Origin of the sequence: Streptomyces sp. NPDC048277 (assembly GCF_040652235.1) — a bacterium.
Lineage (GTDB): Bacteria > Actinomycetota > Actinomycetes > Streptomycetales > Streptomycetaceae > Streptomyces.
In genome coordinates, this window is the sequence record NZ_JBEZLQ010000011.1 from 298,469 (window position 1) to 318,447 (window position 19,979).

Consider the following 19,979-nt stretch of genomic DNA (forward strand, 5'->3'; position numbering starts at 1 on the left):
CGCGATGGAATCCCGCGCCTACACGGAACTCGGCCTCTCGGAGGGGCCCGTGGCCCTGCGGTCCAGGGCGGACACCTCCCCGGAGACCTGTTTCGTCCTCGACGTCGACGCGCGGCCGGCCGGGTATGTGCTGGCACTGCCGTATCCGGCCTTCCGATACCCGGACCTCGAACGGGCCGAGGAGCCCGGGGGCCCCGCGCGCCGTCCAGGCAACCTGCATCTGCACGACATCGTCGTCGCGGAGCGGCTGCGCGGCAGGGGACTGGGCCGCCGTCTCCTGAACCACCTCACCCTGACCGCCGGCGCACACGGATTCGAGCGGATCTCGCTGATCGCCGTCGGCCGCAGCGAGCCGTTCTGGACGACACACGGGTTCACCGCGTACCCGGGGATCTCCCCGGGCGGATACGGCGCGAACGCCGTCTACATGTCCCGTCCGCAGGTCCGGGGGCCGCAAGCCGGAGGCCCGCAAGCCCGAGGCCCGCATGTCCATGGCCTGCACGCCCGGGGCGACGGTCGAGTCGACGAAACGAGTTGATGTGCGTGTTCCCTGTCCATGACCCTTTCCAGCGCGGCCAGTTGGCCATCGCCGCACTGTTCTGCTCGCTCGGCTTCCAGTACGCCACCTGGGCCTCGCGGATCCCCGCCATCAAGGCGGACCTCGGGCTGACCGCGGCCGAGGTGGGGGTGCTGCTGATGGCGGCCGGTATCGGCGCCGTCGCGTCGTTCCCCCTGGTGCCGGTGCTGATGCGGCGGCTGGGCTCGGCACGGCTGGCACTGCTGTCGGCCCTCTGTCTGACCCTGCTGCTCCTGGCACTCGCCCTCGCTCCGGACTACCCGGTCGCCCTGCTGGTCATGGTGGCCGACGGGGTGGGTGTGGGGTGCCTGAACGTGGCCATGAACGCGCAGGGAACGGCCCTGGAGACCCGGTACGAACGCAACGCCATGGCCCGGCTGCACGCGACGTTCAGTGCCGGCTCCCTGCTGGCCGCTCTGCTCGCCTCCGGCATGAACGCGGCCACCTCCTCCGTCGCGGCGCACTTCGGCGTGGCCGCCGCGCTCCTGGTCCTGCTGACGGCTGTGGCGCGCCCCGGTCTTCTCGCGGACGACGCTCCCGCCGCGGAGAAGCAGAGCAGGAGCCGCACCGGATGGAGCCTTCCGTCCCGCGTGACCCTCTGGATGTGCTGCGCCATGGCGTTCGGCACGGTGACCGAGGGCGCGATGAACGACTGGTCCGCCCTCTACCTGAGAGAAGTCGCCAGATCGACCGCGGAGTTGGCGCCGATGGGCATCGCCGTGTTCTCCGGCATGATGGTGCTGGCGCGCCTCTTCGCGGACGGCTGGCGCAGCCGCTGGGGCGACGGGCGCGTCGTGCTGGTCGGCAGTGCCCTGGCCGCCGCCGGGCTGGCCTTCGCCCTGGTGAGCGGGGGAGTGGCGGCCGCCCTCGTCGGATTCGCCTGTGTCGGACTGGGCTGCGCGGCGGTCACCCCGTGCGTCTATGTGGCCGCTGCGAAACAGGGCTCCGAGGCGCTGGCACTGGTCGCCGCCATGGGCACGACCGGCCTGCTGGCCGGGCCACCGCTCATCGGTTTCGTGGCGAATGCGAGCGGTCTGGTGTGGGGCCTGGGAGTCGTCGCGACGGCGGCGGTCGTGGTCTCCCTGTGCAGCACGCGGATCCAGTGGAGCCCGGCGAGCGGCTGACCGCTGTCCTCACCGGGACGGCCTATCTGTCCTCCCCGGACGGCTACGACGGCTTGCGCCACACGGAGATGTGCTTCGTGGAGTCGTGGACGAACGGGGACCCGTCCCAGTCCGCGACGCGCCGCTCCAGCTCCAGGCCCGCGATCCGGGCCATCAGGTCCAGCTCCGCCGGCCAGGCGTACCGGTGCCGGGAGGCGCCGCGGCGGTAGCGGCCGTCCGCGCCGTCCCGGGTGAGGTGGTGCGAGACGAGGATCTGCTCGACCAGGTCGAAGGTGTCGAAGCCGAGGTGCCGCTCGGAGACGTCGAACGGCACCGCGACCTGGCCGGGCGGCAGCAGCCGCAGCGGCGGCACCCCCAGCTCGATCACGAAGCGGCCCCCGGGCGCCAGATGGCGGGCGGCGTTGCGGAAGCACTCGACCTGCTCGTCCTGGGTGAGCAGGTTCGAGATCGTGTTGTAGACGAGATAGACCAGGGCGAACTCGCCGGGGACAACGGTCGTGGCCATGTCCCCGATCACGACCGGCAGCGTCTCCTCGTCGGTCTTGCGCCGCAGCACCGCCGCCATCGCCTCGGAGAACTCGATGCCCACCACGGGCACACCGCGCTCCCGGAGCGGGACACCGACCCGTCCGGTCCCGATGGCGAACTCCAGCGCCCGGCCTTCTCCGGCGAGTCCGGCGAGAAATCCGACGGTCGGACCGAGTACGGCGGCCGAGCTCATCTCGGTCTCCTCGGCGTCGTAACGGTCGGCGTCGGCCCGGCTCCACAGCTCACTGCTCGTCACGGGCGACAACCCTGCCCGCAGGCCGAGTCCACTGTCCACGCAATTTCACGGCCGTCCGGCACTGTCAGCGGCGGCCGGTGCGGGCCGGTGCGGCGACCAACCCCAGCCGCTGGGCGCGCAGGACCGTGCTGAGGCGGTCGCGGGTGCCGAGCTTGCGGTAGATGTTCTCGACGTGTTTGTGGACCGTGCGTACCGAGATGCCCAGGCGGCGGCCGATCGCGTCGGCGGTCAGGGCGTCGGTGAGCAGCAGGAGGACGGTGAGTTCCCGGGGCGTCAGCGCACGGTCCGCGGCCCGTTCCTCCGGCTCCTCGGCCGCCGCGGTCGACCGGCGCCACCGCTCCAGGAGTTGCCGCTGCTGCTCCACGGCGGCCAGCAGCGGTTGGGCGCGCTCGGCGATCCGCACGTGGTCGTCGCTGAAGTCCGTGCCGGAGCGGTAGACCAGGCAGCCCGTGATCGGCGCCACCGTCCCGGGCAGCGGGAGCGCCAGCACCTGGTTCAGGTCCAGGGCGGTGCCCAGGACCCGTGCGGTCCGGCTCGTCGGCCAGGCCCGGTCGGCGAGCCGCCGGGCCGTGACGGGAGTACGACCGAGGCCGGCCGCGTAGTGGTGGGCGAACGGGTAGCCCGAGCGCAGCACGCCCAGGGCTTCGTCGTCCAGTCGGCCCAACTCGGCGGCGGCAGCCGGCACCATGCCGAGCGTGCCCTTCCCCTCGCTCCAGTCGTCCAGCTTGTAGATCAGCGTCTCTCCGCCGCACAGGCCGGTCAGGGCGTCGGCGAGCAGCGGCCACAGCCGCTCGGGCTCGCGTTCGTGCAGCGCGGCCACGGCCAGCTCGGTAAGACGTTCGTAGGCTCTGTCCAGGCCCAGTGACACGCGTTCCTCTCCGCCCCTGCCCCTACGCAGTTATACGCATACCCACGCGGCGGCCGGCTGTCGCATGCTTCAACCGGGTACCGGAACCGGGGCGACGACTCCGGTCGTGCGGGCCGCCGGCACGGGGGAGCGGCGGCCCGCGTCCGGCCGCTGCCCCGGGTCAGCCGCCCCAGGCGGTGGCGCACAGCACCCGGTCCACCTCGTCCGTGTAGCGCGCCGCCGTCAGCCAGGCCCGGGCGAATCGGTCCGTGTCCGCGGGAAGAAGGCGGCCGAACGCGTCCCGCGAGCGGTCCGCCGCCGCGGCGAGCAGCGCGTCGAGGATGTCACCGGCCGTGGCGAGACCGTGCCGGTCCAGGCGCCGGGCGTCCGCCGCGGAGTTCCCCGGGAAGGCCAGCACCCGCCGGCCGCCCGAGGCCGCCTGCTCGACCCGGCGGCGCAGCAGGTGCACGGGCGCCTCCTCGGGCGCGGGCACGCCGGTGGCCGGCGCCGGAGCCGGCAGGTCCGCTTGCTGGAGCCGGTCCAGGCCCAGATCGACACGGCTTCCCGCGAGGGTGGGGTGCTCGGTGGCGAGCAACCGGGCGCGGGCGTGCGGCGCCGGGGCGAGACGCGCGATCACCCGCAGCCGGCTGCCCCGGGCGGCCGCCAGCAGCCGCAGGTTGTCACGGTGCGGCAGCGCCGGATGGTCGTGCGCCACCGTCAGCCGCACCGGCACACCGTCGCAGTCGGCCAGCAGACAGTCGCCCGCCGCCTCACGCACCGTACCGGTCGGCGTCACCTCCAGGAACAGCAGATCGTGACCGCCGCCCAGGGCGCGCCCGGCCTGTTCGGCCACGGGCACCGCCCACAACCGGTCCAGCGGTTCGGCCCGCCAGTCGGCACCGGACGCGCGCACCGCCCGTACCCCCGCCCCCGCACCCAGCCGCCCGGTCGGCGACACCGTCGCCCCCGACACGGCGAGCCCCGCCCGCGACAACTCGCGGTGCGTCAGCGCGGTGTCCCCGATGCGTACCGCGCGGTCGGCGGCGCCCACCGCCCGGCCCGCGCCGCCCGGGGCCACGTCCGAGACGGTGTACAGGCGGCCGTCGGCGTCGGCGGTCCAGGTGACGGCCCCCGCGTAGCCGCTCGCCGTGAGCACCGGCTCGGAGAACAGGCCGTACAGCCGCAGCGAACCGTCCGGCGTGTACGGCTGCCGTGCGGTGCCGCGCAGTTCGGCCAGCTCAGGACCGGTGGCGTGCGGGAGACGAAAGGCCAGGTACAGGGTCTCGGAGAGGGCGGCGACCAGGTCCGCCAGCCGGAACGCCGGGTCGGCCGCCCGGGCCGCGCGCAACGCGGTCACCACGGAGACCGCCGCCGCGGCCGCTCGGGGGAGATCGGCGAGACGAGCAGTGTGGGCGGCCCGCAGCAACTCCGCCTGAAGCACGGCGCCGGAGCCGTCCGTACCGGCGTCGAGTACGGCGGCCACCGCGGCGAAGACGGCCTGGGCGGCGGTGCGTTGAGGGAGCGTCGCGGAGTCGTCGACGGAGGGGGCAGGCGCCTGGCGGATGGCCGAGTCGGCCGTCGGCTCCTCCACGGTCTCCGACGCCTCGGCCACTGGTGCTTCCGCCACTGGTGGCTCGGCCACCGGCGCCGCGGATGCCGCTGCCGCGCGGTGCAGGCAGTCCGGGGACAGCAGACAGCCGCACCGGATGCCCGTCGCGTCGGCCACGACGCCCCCGGGGGCGTGCAGTTCGAGCTCGGAGCCCTCGTCGTCGACGGTGATGCGCACGGTGTCGCCGTCCCGGGCGGCCGGGCGGTCCGCCAGCTTGGCGATGGCCGCGTCCAGCCGCTTGCGCAGCCGGGGTGAGAGCGCCGCGACCAACTCGGCGGTGACGGACGGGTCGACGGCGGGCAGTTCCGGTGCCGTGCTCATGCGATCTTCTCCCCTACCCAGCGGGCGAGTTCCAGTGGGCTGAGAGCGGCGACCGGCATCCCCGCGGCGACCAGCTGCCCCGCGACCCCGGTGGAGTAGCGAGGGCGCCCCGAGTCGTCGAGACTCGCGCAGCCCAGCACATGGCAGCCCGCACCGACCAGCGCCCTGACCTCGGCGAGCAGCCCGCCCACCGGATAGCCCTCCTCGAAGTCGCTGACCACGACCACGAGCGTCCGCGACGGCACGCTCACCAGCTCACGCGCGTGCCGCAAACCGGCGGCGATATGGGTGCCGCCGCCCACACTGACCTCCAGCAGCAGCGACAACGGATCGTCGACATGGTCGGTGAGGTCGATGACCTCGGTGGAGAAGGCCAGGAAGTGCGTGGACAGCGTCGGCACACCGGCCAGCACCGACGCCGTGAGCGCCGCCCAGATCGTCGACGCCTCCATCGACCCCGACACGTCGGTCACCAGGATGAGCCGCCAGCCGGCCGCACGCCGGGCCCGCGTCCGGAACACCGGGCGCTCCGGGATCACCTGGACCGTGCCGTCCGGTGCCCGGCGGGCCGTGGCCAGGTTGGCCCGCAGGGTACGCGGCAGATCGAGGCCGCCGCCCGGGCGCCGGCTGGGCCGCGGCAGGGCCGTGCCGTGCAGCGCGGGGCGCAGCCGGGTCGCCAATTCCCGCGTCAGCGCGTCGACCAGCCGCCGTACCAGCGGGCGCAGCGCGGCCAGCCGGGCCTCCGGCAGTCCGCCCGCGTGCCGCAGCACCGACCGCAACAGGTCCACGGAGGGCCGTACCGTGTCCGGGTCCAGCTCGGCCAGCACATCCTGGCGGCCGGTCGCCGCGGCCGCCGCCAGCACCTCCTCCCGGATGCCGGGACCGAACAGCGCCGCCAGTTCCTCGGACCACTCCCGCACCCCGGGATACGGCGTCTCGCGGCCGCCTCCGCCACCGAGGTCGCCCCGGCTGCCCTCACCGCGTCCGCTGCCGTACAGCTCGTCGAGTGCGGTGGCCAACGCGCTTGCCGATGTGGGCAGTTGATCGGTGCGGCGGCCGAGGAGCAGGCGCCAGCGGTCCGCGGGTGCCAGCCGGTGGTCCTCCGGCGTCACGGGGGCGGTGGCGGGCTCTGGCTCCGCAAGGGTCCGGGGCGCGGGCAGCAGGCCGAGCGCGTGCAGGGTTGCGCGGGCGGCGAGGTCGGCGCGGGTCCATGCGGCCAGCGAGGCCGGGTCGATCGCGCCGGTGTCGGCCACGTGGTCGGTGCCGAGGCGCTCCTCGACACCGGCCAGCAGCCGGCCGCGGTCGGCCGGGCTCAGTGTGTCGAAACCGCCGCGCAGGGCCGGGAGCCGGTCGAGGAAGTCCCGGTCGGACAGTTCCGACACCCGCTCGACCAGGGGTTCCAACGCCGGCGCGGCCGCCTCCAGCAGTCGCCCGGCGGCCGTCAGCAGCCCGGTGAGACGGGCGGTGAGCGCGGTCCGGGACCCGGCGTCGACCGCCCCGTCGACCCAGGAGGCGACCCGGCCGCCGAAAGCCCCCGGTTCCTCCTGCCCGAGCAGCACGCGTACGGCTCCGGCGGCGCCCCGCATCAACGGAGAGCCGTCGGCGGCCAGCCGGGCCAGGGCGTCGGCGAGCCGGATGCCGCCCGACAGGTCGGCCCGATGGGCGAGTTCGAGCAGGGCGTGGGCGTCGGCCGGGTCCTCGGAGCCGGTGAGGCCGTCCACCTGGCGTACCGCCGCGGCGGTCAGCAGCTCGGCCACGGCGACCGCCCTGCCCGTACGGCCCTCGTCCGCGTCGAGACCGGCGATGTGACCGGCCCGCAACCGGTCCAACAGGGCCAGACCCGCGAGGAGTTCGGGCAGCGTACCGGAGTCCGGGAGCACGTCGGCGGTGTCGCCGAGCCGCTCGTCCACGAGCCCGGGCAGACCGCACTGTGCCGCCTGCCGCAGGCCGTCGAGCACCTGCGCGGCCGTGGAGCCACCGGCATCCCGCTCCTTACGGCTCCGCTCACGCAGCAGGCCCTCCGCCGCCTGGGCCGGGGTGACCCCGCGGACCCCGGCAGCCGTCAGCATCGCCGCCGTGGCCGGCGTCCAGCGGACCTCCCAGCGGGAGGTGAGGGCGTCGGCGCCGCCGGTGCCGGTCACCTGGCCGGCCTCGGCGTACGGCACCGAGCACAACGTCAGGCGGCGCAGCAGCAGTTCGCGGCGGCGGTCGAGATCCGAGCGGAGGGGGTCGAGCCGGAGGTCCCGGGCGGCGCGGGGGACGCCGTCGGCGGGGCCGGGCAGACCGAGTGCGGTGAGCTCGGCCTCCACGGCGGGGAGGAGACCGCTGCGGGGTGCGCCCGGCGCGGGCCTTCCGGCGCGGTTGCCGATCAACACCGCCTCCATCGCTCGCGCGACGGAACGGCCTCGGCCGTACGGCTCGCCCTGCGCCAGTACGGTCTGGACGGCCTCGACCAACTCGCCGCGGCCCGCGGCGGGGAGGTTGCGGAGGCGGGCGAGGTCTCCGGCGAGACGGGTGATCTCCCGTGCGTCGGCCGGGCCCGAGGGGTGGCCCTGCTCGCGGAGTTCGGCGCAGATGCGGACGGCCGAGCGGGTCAACGCGTCCTCCAGGGCCGTTGGTTCACCGGCCGCTTCGAGGACCATGTGCTGCCACTCGGGGTCGCGGATGCCGGCGGGGTAGCCGGAGCGCTCGTCCAGGAGGGCGTAGGTGTAGGGGATGAGTGAGGTGGTCCATTCGGGTGCGGGTAGGTGGGGGCTGGTCGCGCAGTTCCCCGCGCCCCCAAAGGGGCGCAGTAGTGCCGGCGTGTGGAAGGCACCCAGCACCATGGCGGCTCGCTCGCCGTTTGCCGTCGCGGCGGCCAGCCGATCGCGCATCCACTCCTCCCGCCGCAGATCCACCTCCGACACGGTCGACTCCTCCCGCAGCGCCCACCCCGTCAGCAGCGCCGCCCTCCGCAGTGCCTCCGGTGTCGAACCGGGTGCGGCCGCTTCCACCAGCCGGTCCCACAGGTCGTCCCCCGGGCGGCCCGTGAGCCGGGAGCGCAGGGCGGCCGAGAGGTGGCCCGGGCCCCGTGCCGCAGTCTCCCCTTCCCGCCACCCACGGTCGGCGAGCGGCAGATCGCATGCCACGACCGGCACCTCCCGCCGCGCGGCCCACCGCACCGCAGCCAGTTCGGGGGAGAAGTCGGCGAACGGATAGAACGCCGGGCCGCCGCTGCCGTCGGCCGGAGCCGCGGCGAGGGCCACCGGGGCGCGGGTCTCCTCGTGGGCCAGCCACGGCAGCCACTCCTGCAGCTCCGCGGGCAGTTCGACGAGCAGTACGTCAGGCTTCGCCGCGTCCAGCAGCGCGGGCACCACCGCCGCCATGGAGGGCGCGTGGTGCCGTACGCCGATCAGATACGGCGCCGCGGGGTCGGTGAGGGCCGCGAGGGCCTCGTCGGGAGTGTCGCGCACAGCCTCAGGCCTCCAGGACCGTGCGCAGGTCCCACAGCGTGCGCCAGGTCGCCGAGCCCTGTTCCGCGCGCCGTCGTACCGGACCGTCCCAGTAGCCGCGGAGCCGGGCCGCGTCGGCGGGATCGTCCTTGCGCACGACACCGAGGAGGTGGCCCGGGAGCAGGCCGAGGACGTCACGGTCCCCGGGGAAGTAGGCGGCCGCCAGGGCCAGCGCGCCCGCCACCGACACCGCTTCCGCCGTGCTCATCACCGTGGACGGGCGCTCCACCTCCCAGCCCTCCGCCGACCGTCCCTCGCGCAGGTCGCGGAACGCGGTGACCAGGGCCTCCAGGACCGCGTCGTCGACCTGGAAGGGCGCCTCGGCCCGCTCCACCGACGCCCGGGCCTGGCCGCGTACCAGCGCGGTCTCGGCGTCGAGGTCCGGGATGGGGCCCACGGTCTCGAAGTTGAAGCGGCGCTTGAGCGCGGCCGACATCTCCGAGACGCCCCTGTCCCGCAGGTTGGCCGTGGCGATGAGGTTGAAGCCGGGCGCCGAGTGCGCCAACGCGTCGTCGGTGCCCGCCAGTTCGGGTACCGCGATGCGCCGCTCGGACAGCAGCGACACCAGGGAGTCCTGGACCTCGGGGAGGCAACGCGTGACCTCCTCGACGCGGGCGATCGCGCCCCGGGACATCGCGGTGAGGACCGGGGAGGGCACCAGCGCCTGGCGGCTGGGGCCCTGGGCGAGCAACAGGGCGTAGTTCCAGCCGTACTTGAGCTGGTCCTCCGTCGTGCCCGCCGTGCCCTGCACGACCAGGCCGCTGGTGCCGCACACGGCGGCCGACAGCAGTTCGGACAGCATCGACTTGGCGGTGCCGGGCTCGCCTACCAGCAGCAGACCCCGCTCACCCGCGAGGGTCACCACACAGCGTTCGACGAGGGCCCGGTCGCCGACGAACTTGCCCTCCACCACCAGCCGGCGCGGCACTCCCTCCGGTGCCTCGGCGTCGTCGGGCAGCCGCAGCGCCTGGCCGCCGCTGCCCATGACGAAGGTGACGACGGACCGGGGGGTGAGCCGCCAGGCGGGCGGGCGCGGCCCGGCGTCGTACGCGGCCAGGAAGGCCAGTTCGGTGGCGTACCGGTCCTCGGGCGGGACGATCTGGCGGAGCGGAGCGGCGGTCATCGGCGGTCGTCCTTCGGTGGTGCGGATCGTGGTCATCGGCGGCGGCCTCTGCGCGTCGCCCGGGTCGTCAGCTGCTCGTACGCGGGCGCCTCCCCGGCCCGTACGCGCTCCCAGGCACGGGCGAACAGCTCCGGCACCGGGAGCAGGGGGAGGGTGCGGTTGCCGTCGGAGACCGGGTAGAGGGCTTCCTTCCAGGTCTCCACCGGCAGCGCCGGTGCCTTCAGGTCGAGCCAGCCGCAGGGCAGGAACAGAGTGCGGCCGGCGCGCGGGCGCTTCGCCTCGACGACCAGGTCGGTCGCCGCCAGTTCGGCGCGCGCCTTCTTCGTACGGGCGGGCCTCCAGCCGGTCCAGCGCGCGCAGTTGCGGTCGGTCGGGTCGGGCAGGGCCAGCAACTGGAGGTAGAGCGCCGCCGCGTCCGCACCCAGACCGTGGGCCGCGGCGACCTCGGCGACCAGCGCGGGCACACTGACCGAGGGGTCCTGGGCGTACCCCGCGGCTCCCTCGGCCGCGAGCGCGCGGGCGAGGTCGTCGCCGAGGATCGTCCGCAGCGTCCGTGGACCGGATCGGCGTCCCGGACCGAGCAGGCCTTCGAGGAGCCCGAGGGCCGGGTCGTCCGGGCCGCCCAACGCGCTCGGCCGGACCAGCACCTTCTCGGTCTCCGGGTACCAGGGGCGCAGCACCAGCGTGTCCCCGGCCCGCGTCAGACCGTGCGCGTCGCCGCCACCGGTCTTCGGCAGTCCGTACGCCTTGCGCACCTCCACGGCCGTCGAGGTGCCCTTCTCCGTCCAGTCGACGCCGAGGTCGAGCAGCAGCTCGGGGTCGGTCAGCCGACGGCGCAGCGCGGCCAGCCCCGTCGGCAGCGCGGCCCGCAGCGCATGTCCGTACGGCAGGACGTACGCCAGAGCGGCGAGGCTCTCCACCGCGCCGGACAGGATGTACCCCGTGGGCACCGCCGACGGGTCCTCGGGGACCAGAGTGCCGTCCTTGTCGGGGCGCAGCACGGTGGTCCGGCTGAGCCAGGGGGTGAGCGCGGGGTTGAGGACGGCCTCGGCGTACCCGCCGCCCGCTCCGGCGAGATCGGCGCTCAGGTCCTCCGGCAGCCGCACCCGTGTGCCGACGCGCTCGGCCCACAGCCGGCCCGCGGCCGTCGAGTCCGGTCCGCTCGTCCACAGCTCGGCCGGGTCGTCGGGCAGCAGCGCGCCGAGGAGCGCCCGCTGCACCTCCGGGCCCAGCGGGTTCAGCAGCTCGGCGGCGAACTCCCGCTGCCGGGACTTCAGGCCGATCGTGGTGAGGCCCTCCGCGCCGGGCGCGTGCGGGAGCCCGGCCAGCAGCACGGTGGCCTGGAGGGGGCCGAGCCCGCCGTCCGTCGCGGCGACGAGTGCCTCGGGGGCGTCGGACCGCCAGGGCGCGGCGCCCTTGTCCCGGACCAGCCGGGCCAGTTCGGCGAGCCGGTCCGCCGGGACGCCGGCGGTGTACCGGGTCTCGTCGGTCAGGGTGAAGTGCCCGACGGGGCCGAACGCGCCGGACGGGTCGTGGTCCAGGGCCAGCCACTTGACCCGGCCCAGCCGGTGGTCGACACTCCGGCAGCCGAGGACGACCACCGTACGGCCGCCGCGGCGCAGCACCTGCCCCGCGCGCTGCTGCTTGTGCTGCTCCTCGTCGAGCACGACCTCGCGCAGCGTGTCCCCGAGCGCCGGGAGCGGCCCCTCGGTCAGCGCCTCCAGCAGCAGGAGCAGGGGCTCCCGCTGGGCGTCGGTGAGGGCGGGCGACGCGGCGCGGTAGGCGAGCGGACGCAGGACGCCGAGGAGGGGCGGCCACACCATCGCGATGTCGGGGATCGTGTGCTCGTCGCTCAGCCAGCCGTCGCCGACGGCGAGCGTCTCGCGGTCGGGCAGCGGCCTGCCGTCCGCGGCCTTCCCGGACAGCACATGGTTCACCGCGCGGATCTGCCGCAGCGCGGTCCAGTCGCCCTGCCACGCGTTCTGCAGACCGGCGACGCCCGAGACGGCCTGGGACAGCGTACTGTCCTCGCCATGGAGCGGCCGGTAGTCCGCGAACATGCCCTCGGTCCGCTGCCGGGGCTGCCGCGGCCGCTCCTGGGGAGGCGTGGCGAGGGACGCGGCCGACCCGGCGACCCGCAACGCCGCCTGGACGAGGGAGGCGACACCGGTCAGCAGCCGGGGGTCGGTCAGTTCGGGCAGCGCCCCGGCCACCGCCGTCATGGCGACCTCGTCGGCGGTCGGCACGGCGGCCCTGGCCTTGTCGTCCTTTCCGGCCAGGGCAAGCGCCTCCTGCCGTTCGGTGAGCGCCGCCGACGCCGACCGCATCAGCTCGCCGGCCGCCTCGTCCGTCAGGGCGCGCAGCACGGCCGATCCGCGCTCGTCGCGGGGGCGCAGCGCGTGCCAGAAGGCGACCGGCGGCACCAGCCGGGTTCCCGCCGCGTACGCCCCGCCGGACTCGCCGAAGGACGCCCGCCCCAGCTCGGTGCCGTCGTCCGCGTGCAGGGCGACGCTCTGGTACATCTGCGAGACGACCGGCTCGGCCCCGCCCGGCAGCCGCAGCGCGCCCAGCGGCACCCCCGGCACCCGGCCGTTGCGGCCCGCCCGCAGCGTGGCCGAACGCCCGTCCGGGGTGCCGGCGGTCGTCCGCGCCTCGGCGCCCTCGCCCTCGGTACGCACCCACCGCCCGAGCACCGTGCCGTCGGTGCCGAACGGGCTGTTCTCCAGCCCGGGTTGCAGGGGCAGCACCTCGCAGGAGCCGTGCTGCAGCGAGGCGTCATCGCGGACGGCCGAGGCCAGCAGCGCGGGCAGCGAGGCACGTCCGTGCTCACCGCTCGCCGGGTCGTATTCCAGCCACACCGTCTGCTTGCCGTGCCTGCCCTGGCGCCAGTACGTGGTGCCGTCGCCGATGACCGGCCGGCTCGCGGGCAGAACCGTGTCCCCGGCGTGCAGGGTACGGCCCCCCGTGGCGCGGCCGCCGCCGGGCAGCGGGATCGACGCGTTCGCCGTGTCGGGGCCGGACCGCCAGACCGGGATCTGCTCGCCGCCGACCGGGAACACCTCGGTCGGACGGGCCGACCAGTAGCCGTGCTGCTTAGAACCCTGCCGCCACAGCACCAGCAACTCGCCGTCGGTGTACCGGAACGCGGGCCGGTGCCAGCGGTCCAGGTCGGTGGGGAGCCGCAGTTCGTGCGTGAGCAGCACTCCTTCCGGGCCGACGACGACGGCCTTGTGACCGCGCGCCAGGACCAGCGCGGGCCACGCCTCCGTGACCGACAGGGAGTTGTCCTGGTTCCTGCGGACCTCCGTGTCGAGCAGGCCCAGCGCCTCGTCCAGGGCGGGCCAGCCCAGTTCGTCCAGGATCCCGGCGCGGAGCGTGCGGCCGAGCACCGGTACGACGTCGTACTCCGAGAGGCGCTGGACGGACAGCCGGCTCTTCTTCATCACCGTCCGGAAGGGGCGCAGCCGCTCCAGCTCCGTGTCCACCCCGGGCAGTCCCGTGGCGGCGGTGAACGCCCTTGTCGCCACCTGGAGCCACTCGACCAGCACATCGCAGAGGATCGGGTGCTCGGCCGCCTTGAGCAGGTCCGCCGCCCCCTGACCCCGACCGAGTCCGCCGACGGCCCGGAACAGCAGGGTGCGGTACCGGGATTCGGTCGCGGTGGCCATCAGGTCGCGCTGCCCGGGCCGCTTGTCGCGCAGCCAGTTGCTGAGGGGCAGATGCACGTCGGTGTCCGTGTCGGGCACGGCCAGCGGGATCCGTTCGGCCACGCACAGGTCCAGCAGGTCGATGTCGGCCCCGCTCTGCCAGCGTCCGGCGAAGATGTCGACGGGCCGGCCGGCCGCGCGCAGCCCGGGCGCCATCCGCTCGACCAGCGCCAGCGTCGCGGGGGAGCGGTGCGAGGACGCCGCTCCGTGCTTGCGGTGCTGCGCCCAGCGGCTGAGCCAGTCCGCCGGGTCGACCTCGCCGCTCTCGCCCGTGCTCTCGCCCGTGCTCTCCTCGGTGCTCTCGCCGGTGAGCAGGTGGACCGCGCCGCACTCGGTCAGCAGCGAGAGCCAGAGCTCGTCGTCCTCCACCTCCCGGCCCAGCCCGGCCGGCATGATCTCCAGCAGCCGTACCCGGACCTCGGGCCGGCGCCCGGCGACGGCAGGCAGCACGTTCCGGTAGGCGCTCCAGAAGGCGGCCGGTGCCCGCACGGCGGCCGGGGAGGCGAGCAGGTCGGCGACCAGTGCGCACTCCTCGGCGACCAGGTCCAGCTTCGCCGCCTTGATCAGCCCGCGCGCGTCCTGCGGCAGCGAGGCGTACGGCGGCATCCCGGCCGCGCAGCGCTCCACCGTCAGCTGCCGGAACTGCGCCCAGGCGGTGGCCGGTTCGAGCCGCCGGGCGAGGTCCTTCACATACTCCTTGAGCGCCTTGACCGTGAGCGCACCGGCGAACGCGAACTCCAGGAACACCGCCCGCTGCCGCTCCTCGTCCACCGTGAGGGCGTGCACCCGCTCGGCCTCGCGGGCCTTGCCGAAGAACGCGGCCGCGTAGGTCGTGTTCTCGTGCTGGAGGAAGACCCGTGAGGCCTGCTCGTAGAAGGTGGGCAGGAAGTGCGGGACCGCGCGGCCCAGCTGCTCGCCGAGCGCCTCGAAGCCCTCCTTCGCGTTGCCCGGCTTGGACTTGGCCTGCCGGGCGAGCCGCTCGACGTCCTTGACCAGGGCGAGGGCGTGATGGCCGTTGGCCGGGTCGTGGACCAGTGCCCAGGCCGGGAAGCCGAGCGTCTCCCGGCGCACCTGGCCGACCTCGGGCGCCTCCGGATCCCGGGCGAGGCCGAGGAACTCCAGGGCCAGGTCCTCGGCCTCACCGAGGGTGCCCGGCACCAGCCGCACCACGGCGCGGCCCTCCAGAGCCGGGTGACTGTACGTACGGGCGGTGAGGACGTCCGCGTCCTCGCGCCCGGTCGTGCCCGCGGGCAGGATCGCGCCGGCGTCGAGCAGCGCCGCCGCAGTGGTGTCGTCGTACATGGTCATGCCGCCCGCTCCTCGTCCTCGATGTCCCGCCCGGCGTACAGCGCCGCCGCCATCCGCATCCCCTCCGACCAGGCGACCGGGCCGACCTGACCGAGCTTCAGCGACCGCCCTGCCGGATCGGTCCACACCAGTGGGCCGGTCTCGGTCTCGAAGTAGCTGTCGAAGTCGCCGACCCACACCCGGGCCTCGATCCCGCGCCCGTCCTCCAGCACGGAGCAGACCGCGTAGCCGCCGCGCACCCGGTACCCCAGTTGCGTGGCCCTGCCGTGCAGGAACCGCAGCTCCTTGAACACCCCGCCCGCGTACTCGTCGACCTGAGTGGCCTCCGCGTCCAGGGTGGCCGGGCGCTGCCAGACCTCGCGGAAGAGCTGCTGGGCCTTCTGCTCGACGCCGAGTTCGACGGCGAACTCCCGCAGTTCCTCCAGGTCTTCGAGGAGCACCGGATGCGGCAGCCGGACCAGGTCGGGGGCGATGCGCACGGTGTCGCCGTCGAGGTCGACCAGGCCGAGCCCGCGCTCGGCGTCGGCGTCCCGCAGGAATCCGGCGACCTCGCCGTCGGCGCCGGTGACGACCAGGTCGCGCAGCGCCGCCTGCCAGGCGGGGTCCGGCCACACCTGGGCGAGGACGGCCAGCGGCACCGGCAGCGAGCGGGTCATCCACCGCTCCACATCGGCCAGGCACTGCCGTTCGTGCCGTTCCAGCCACTCGACGAGCTGCCGCAGCCCCACCACCGCCGGATCGTCCGCCAGCTTCGCGGGCACGGACTTCAGCCGCCGCCCCGCCGCGTTGCGGCAGACCACCTTCCCGTCGTCCAGGGCCACCTCGTAGTCCCCGGCCGTCACCCACCCCATGCGTGCCTCCCCGCACCGCAGTGATCAAGTGATGGGGACTGTAGGGGAGGCCACTGACAACGCGCTCCGCGACCTCGGCCAGGACGGGAAAACCGCAGCTCACCGAGGGGGAGCGGCTGTGGAAGAGGCCGACGGGCGACGCGTTCGGAAGCGGTTCCGGAACGACAGCGCGGCCCCGGTCCGAACGCGGGAGCGTCCGGACCGGGGCCGTAGGAGAAAGCGGGAGGCCGTCAGCCCTGACCCGTCTCCTTCTCCCGCTGCAGGTTCTTCAGCCGGGCGCCTTCCTTGCGGACCTCGGCCTGGGTGGCGCGCTCCTTCTCCAGCCACTCGGGCTGCTCGCGCTTGAGCTCCTCGATCTGCTCGGTGGTGAGCGGCTCCGTCACTCCGCCGCGGGCCAGCCCCGCGATGGACACGCCCAGCTTGGCCGCGACCACCGGACGCGGGTGCGGACCGTTCTCCCGCAGCTCGCGCAGCCACTCCGGCGGGTTGGCCTGGAGCTCGCCCAGCTGGGCACGCGAGACGACACCCTCCTGGAAGGCGGCGGGCGTGGCGGGCAGGTACACGCCCAGCTTCTTCGCCGCGGTCGCGGGCTTCATCGTCTGGGCGGTCTGGTGCGAACTCATGAGGTCAAGGGTATCGGCCGGTCGCGGCAGCCCCGACCACGACCGATACCGGGCCACTGGCTACGGCCGGTACCGGCCCACCGGCTACGGCCGGTACCAGGCCGGTGGCCACGGCCGATGCCGGGCCGCCGCCCGTGGCCGGTTAACCTGGCCTGGTGACAGGCTCGGAGGAAACACCGTCGTTCCGGCTCGCGTACGTTCCCGGCGTGACGCCCGCCAAATGGGTACGGATCTGGAACGAGCGCCTGCCCGACATCCCCCTCACGCTCCACCAGGTCTCGCCCGCCGAGGCGTCCGACCTGCTGCGCGCGGGCGACGCGGACGCCGGATTCGTACGGCTCCCGGTGGACCGTACGTTCTTCAGCGCGATCCCCCTCTACACCGAGGCCACGGTGGTCGTCGTACCCAAGGACCACGTGATCACGGCGGCCGAGGAAGTGACCGTCGCCGACCTCGCCGACGAGGTCCTCTTCCACCCCCTCGACGACGTCTTCGACTGGGACGCACCGCCCGGCGAGCCCGCCTTCGAGCGTCCGGCCACCACCGAGGACGCCCTGGAACTGGTCGCCGCCGGCGTCGGCCTCCTGGTCGTCCCGCAGTCCCTGGCCCGCCTGTACCACCGCCGGGACCTCACCTACCGTCCGCTCACCGACGCCCCCCGGTCGACCGTCGCGCTGTCCTGGCCCGAGGAGGCCACCACGGACATGGTCGAGGACTTCATCGGCATCGTCCGGGGCCGCTCGGTCAACAGCACGCGGGGCCGCCGGCCGGCAGAGGAGGCGAAGGCGTCCCAGGCGTCGCAGGAGAAGCCCAGAAGGGCGCAGAAGCCGGCGGCCGCGAAGGCGGCGTCGGCCGGGCGTACCGCCCGCACCACGGGCGCCAAGTCCGCCAAGTCCCCGAAGCCGGCCAAGCGCGGGAAGCCCCGCCGCCGGTCGTAACGCGACCCCCGCCGGTCGAGACGCGACGCCTGGCCCCGTATCCGCTTCCGGTCTGCTCCCACACGCCCTGATCACCTCCCCGGACTCCGGCCCGCGCGATGTCACGATGCCTCCGGACATCCCGAACATCCCGGACATCCGCCGCTGGAGGCGCCCGTGAGCCCTGAAGCAGCCCCGGACGAAGGCGTCGACCCCCGTACGTCGTCCGCGTTCCTCGTCAACGAATCGCTCGGCTACGTGTTCCCGGCCGCCCTGCGTGCCGCCGCGGTCGTCGGTGTCGCCGACCATCTGGCCGACGGCCCCCGGACCGCGGCCGAACTGGCCGAGGTCACCCGCACCGATGCGCGGAACCTCTACCGGGTGCTCCGGCTGCTGGCCACGCGCGGCATCTTCGAGGAGGACGCGGGCGGCCGCTTCCGGCTCACCTCCGTCGGTGACACCCTGCGCAGCGACGCGCCCTGCTCGGCGCGCTCGGCCGTACTGATGAACACCGACCGCAGCATGTGGCTGCCCACCGCCGACCTGAGCCGCTGCGTGAGCGAGGGCACGTCGGCGTTCGAGCACCTCTTCGGGCTGCCGTTCTTCGAGTACTTCGCGCAGGACGAGGACACCGCCGACGTCTTCCACACCGGCATGGCGGCGATGTCCGACGCCGAGAACGGGCCCATCGCCGCCGCCTGCGACTTCCCCTCCGCCGGGACGGTCGTCGACGTGGGCGGCGGCCGCGGCGGCTTCCTGCTGACGGTCCTCGACCACCACCCCGGTCTGCACGGCGTCCTGTACGACCAGCCGCACGTCATGGCCGGACACCGCCTGGACACGCCCGGGACCGCCGGACGCTGGAGCACCGAGTCCGGCGACTTCTTCACCGCCGTACCGGAGGGTGACGTCCTGGTGCTCAAGCGGATCCTGCACGACTGGGAGGACGACCGGTGCGTGGCCCTCCTCGACCGCTGCCGCGCCGCACTGGCGCCCGGCGGGCGGATCCTGGTCGTCGACGCGGTGGTGCCGCCGGGCAACGCACCCCATCAGGCCAAGACCCTGGACCTGCTGCTGATGGCGGCCCTGGTGGGCCGGGAACGCACCGAGCCGGAGTTCGCCACGCTGTTCGAGGCCGCCGGTCTGAAACTGTCCCGGATCGTGCCGACCCCGACCGTGCTCTCGGTGGTCGAGGCGGTGGCGGCCTAGGGCACCGGGGGCTCAGTCCTCCGGCGCGTCCGCCCGCTCCGGGAGATCGGCGACCGCGAAGCTCAGCGCGACCAGGATGAATCCGACGGACGTGAGCAGCCCCAGCTGAAGCGCCTCGGTGGCCGGGCCGCGGTTGGCGAGGTGGGCGAAGTACACCGAGCCGACCACGGCGATCCCGGCCGCCGAGCCGACACGCTGGCCGGTCTGCAGCACCCCGCCCGCCGCACCCGCCCGCCGCACCGGGACCCGGGTGAGCGTGAGCGTCGTGTTGGGGGAGACCGTGACACCGGAGCCGATCCCGCCGATGACCATCGGCAGCGCCAGGGCCCATCCGAGGTTCTCCAGCGGCACCAGCCGCACCACCGCGACCATCCCGAGCAGCCCCACCGCCACCCCGCTGAGCCCGATGACGACCAGCTTGCGCCCGTGGCGCACCACCAGCCGGCCCCCGAGAGCGGCGCCGACCGCCGATCCGACGGCGAACGGCAGCACCGTGACACCGGCGGCCAGCGCGCTGTATCCCGCCGCGTTCTGCAGGAAGAGGGCGAGGACGAAGAAGACCGTGGTGAAGCCGGCGAAGTAGGTCAGGCTGATCAGCGCGCCGAGTGTGAAGGACCGCAGCGAGAACAGGTCGAGATCGACCAGGGGTGCCCGCCCGAGCCGTCCCTGCCGCCGCTCCCACACCCAGAACAGGCCCAGCAGCAGCGCGCCCACCGGGAACAGCGCCCACTTCTGCCGTCCGGTCCACTGCTGCTCCTGCACCAGCGGCAGCATGAGGGCGAGCACGCCGGAGCCGAGGAGCAGCACGCCGACCGGGTCGAACCGCTCCCGTCCGCCCGCCGTACCGGGGTACCGGGGCAGCAGCCGCAGGCCCGCGACGAGCGCGGCCACCCCGATGGGCAGGTTGACGAAGAACACCCAGCGCCAGCCGTCGTCGGTGCCGACGGCGTCGATGATCAGACCGCCCGCCAGCGGGCCGACCGCCGTCGAGATCCCGATGACGCTGCCGAGCAGACCGAAGGCCTTGGCCCGCTCCGCGCCCTGGAACATCTGCTGGATCAGCCCCGAGGTCTGCGGCGCGACCATGCCCGCCGCCGCGCCCTGGATCAGCCGGAACAGCACCAGCCAGTCGGGGCTCGCCGCGATTCCGCAGGCCGCCGAGGCCAGCGTGAACACGGCGAGTCCGACCAGGAAGGCCTGGCGCCGTCCGCGCATGTCACCGAGCCGGCCCGCCGGGACGAGTGCCAGCCCGAAGGTGAGGGCGTACCCGGAGACCACCCAGGACTGGGCGGCGGCCGTGGCGCCCAGTCCGTGCTCCATCGAGGGCAGCGCCACATTGACGATCGAGGTGTCGAGCAGCGAGATGAAGCCCGCGGCCAGACAGACCCCGAGCGCTTTCCACCGCCGCTCGTCGGTGGCCGGCTGCTGCGGCTTTGCCCAGGTCGTGGTCATACGGCCACGCTATGCAGTCATTCCGGGCATCGCACG

13 protein-coding genes are annotated in these 19,979 nt (G+C 74.4%); 4 read left to right on the top strand and 9 right to left on the bottom strand.

Translation table 11 applies throughout. The features are described from left to right. The first annotated feature begins 4 nt into the window (after positions 1–4). Both AB0D85_RS24905 and AB0D85_RS24910 read left to right on the top strand, forming a co-directional pair. Positions 5–538 carry a GNAT family N-acetyltransferase gene (locus AB0D85_RS24905; protein ID WP_362324131.1) on the top strand — a complete coding sequence of 178 codons (534 nt, stop codon included), beginning with the start codon at positions 5–7 and terminating at the stop codon, positions 536–538. Then, on the top strand, positions 538–1,701 hold the full coding sequence (locus tag AB0D85_RS24910; protein WP_362324003.1) for an MFS transporter: 1,164 nt from the start codon (positions 538–540) through the stop codon (positions 1,699–1,701). Before AB0D85_RS24905 ends, AB0D85_RS24910 begins: the two co-directional genes overlap by 1 nt. Before the next feature lie 43 nt (positions 1,702–1,744). Here AB0D85_RS24910 and AB0D85_RS24915 read toward each other — a convergent pair whose 3' ends face one another. The 8 genes from AB0D85_RS24915 to AB0D85_RS24950 form a co-directional block, all read right to left on the bottom strand. Beyond that, entirely contained in the window at positions 1,745–2,485 is a 741-nt protein-coding gene (locus AB0D85_RS24915) for a class I SAM-dependent methyltransferase (RefSeq protein WP_362324007.1), read from the bottom strand. Positions 2,486–2,549: 64 nt separating this feature from the next. Further along, a complete protein-coding gene (locus tag AB0D85_RS24920; RefSeq protein ID WP_362324134.1) occupies positions 2,550–3,347 on the bottom strand; it encodes a LuxR C-terminal-related transcriptional regulator in 798 nt (265 codons plus the stop codon). 166 nt (positions 3,348–3,513) lie between these two features. Next, positions 3,514–5,262 (bottom strand): hypothetical protein, encoded by a 1,749-nt coding sequence (locus tag AB0D85_RS24925; protein WP_362324010.1) that lies wholly within the window; start codon positions 5,260–5,262, stop codon positions 3,514–3,516. Beyond that, positions 5,259–8,714, bottom strand: coding sequence for a DUF5682 family protein (locus tag AB0D85_RS24930; protein WP_362324013.1), 3,456 nt, complete (start codon positions 8,712–8,714; stop codon positions 5,259–5,261). The genes AB0D85_RS24925 and AB0D85_RS24930 overlap by 4 nt, the downstream gene beginning before the upstream one ends. A 4-nt stretch (positions 8,715–8,718) precedes the next feature. Beyond that, on the bottom strand, positions 8,719–9,876 hold the full coding sequence (locus AB0D85_RS24935) for an AAA family ATPase (RefSeq protein ID WP_362324016.1): 1,158 nt from the start codon (positions 9,874–9,876) through the stop codon (positions 8,719–8,721). Positions 9,877–9,908: 32 nt separating this feature from the next. Next, positions 9,909–14,891 (bottom strand): hypothetical protein, encoded by a 4,983-nt coding sequence (locus AB0D85_RS24940; protein WP_362324019.1) that lies wholly within the window; start codon positions 14,889–14,891, stop codon positions 9,909–9,911. Continuing rightward, positions 14,888–15,742, bottom strand: a complete 855-nt coding sequence (locus AB0D85_RS24945) for a DUF4132 domain-containing protein (protein WP_362324022.1) — start codon at positions 15,740–15,742, stop codon at positions 14,888–14,890. Before AB0D85_RS24945 ends, AB0D85_RS24940 begins: the two co-directional genes overlap by 4 nt. 230 nt (positions 15,743–15,972) lie before the next feature. Continuing rightward, entirely contained in the window at positions 15,973–16,365 is a 393-nt protein-coding gene (locus tag AB0D85_RS24950; protein ID WP_362324025.1) for a DUF5997 family protein, read from the bottom strand. 155 nt (positions 16,366–16,520) lie between these two features. Between AB0D85_RS24950 and AB0D85_RS24955 the strand changes: the two genes are divergently transcribed. Next, on the top strand, positions 16,521–17,303 hold the full coding sequence (locus AB0D85_RS24955; protein WP_362324028.1) for a LysR family substrate-binding domain-containing protein: 783 nt from the start codon (positions 16,521–16,523) through the stop codon (positions 17,301–17,303). Positions 17,304–17,459: 156 nt separating this feature from the next. Further along, entirely contained in the window at positions 17,460–18,491 is a 1,032-nt protein-coding gene (locus tag AB0D85_RS24960) for a methyltransferase (protein ID WP_362324031.1), read from the top strand. 12 nt (positions 18,492–18,503) lie between these two features. On the opposite strand, the gene AB0D85_RS24965 is transcribed toward AB0D85_RS24960, so the two are convergent. Further along, positions 18,504–19,943, bottom strand: coding sequence for an MFS transporter (locus AB0D85_RS24965; RefSeq protein ID WP_362324034.1), 1,440 nt, complete (start codon positions 19,941–19,943; stop codon positions 18,504–18,506). Between the last annotated feature and the right edge of the window lie 36 nt (positions 19,944–19,979).

What these genes read in the sequence shown, in the direction of transcription:
- AB0D85_RS24910 (WP_362324003.1), top strand. Translation starts at nt 538, where the DNA reads ATGTGCGTGTTCCCTGTCCATGACCCTTTCCAGCGCGGCCAGTTGGCC.
- AB0D85_RS24940 (WP_362324019.1), bottom strand. Translation starts at nt 14,891, where the DNA reads ATGACCATGTACGACGACACCACTGCGGCGGCGCTGCTCGACGCCGGC.
- AB0D85_RS24925 (WP_362324010.1), bottom strand. Translation starts at nt 5,262, where the DNA reads ATGAGCACGGCACCGGAACTGCCCGCCGTCGACCCGTCCGTCACCGCC.
- AB0D85_RS24965 (WP_362324034.1), bottom strand. Translation starts at nt 19,943, where the DNA reads ATGACCACGACCTGGGCAAAGCCGCAGCAGCCGGCCACCGACGAGCGG.
- AB0D85_RS24950 (WP_362324025.1), bottom strand. Translation starts at nt 16,365, where the DNA reads ATGAGTTCGCACCAGACCGCCCAGACGATGAAGCCCGCGACCGCGGCG.
- AB0D85_RS24905 (WP_362324131.1), top strand. Translation starts at nt 5, where the DNA reads ATGGAATCCCGCGCCTACACGGAACTCGGCCTCTCGGAGGGGCCCGTG.
- AB0D85_RS24935 (WP_362324016.1), bottom strand. Translation starts at nt 9,876, where the DNA reads ATGACCGCCGCTCCGCTCCGCCAGATCGTCCCGCCCGAGGACCGGTAC.
- AB0D85_RS24945 (WP_362324022.1), bottom strand. Translation starts at nt 15,742, where the DNA reads ATGGGGTGGGTGACGGCCGGGGACTACGAGGTGGCCCTGGACGACGGG.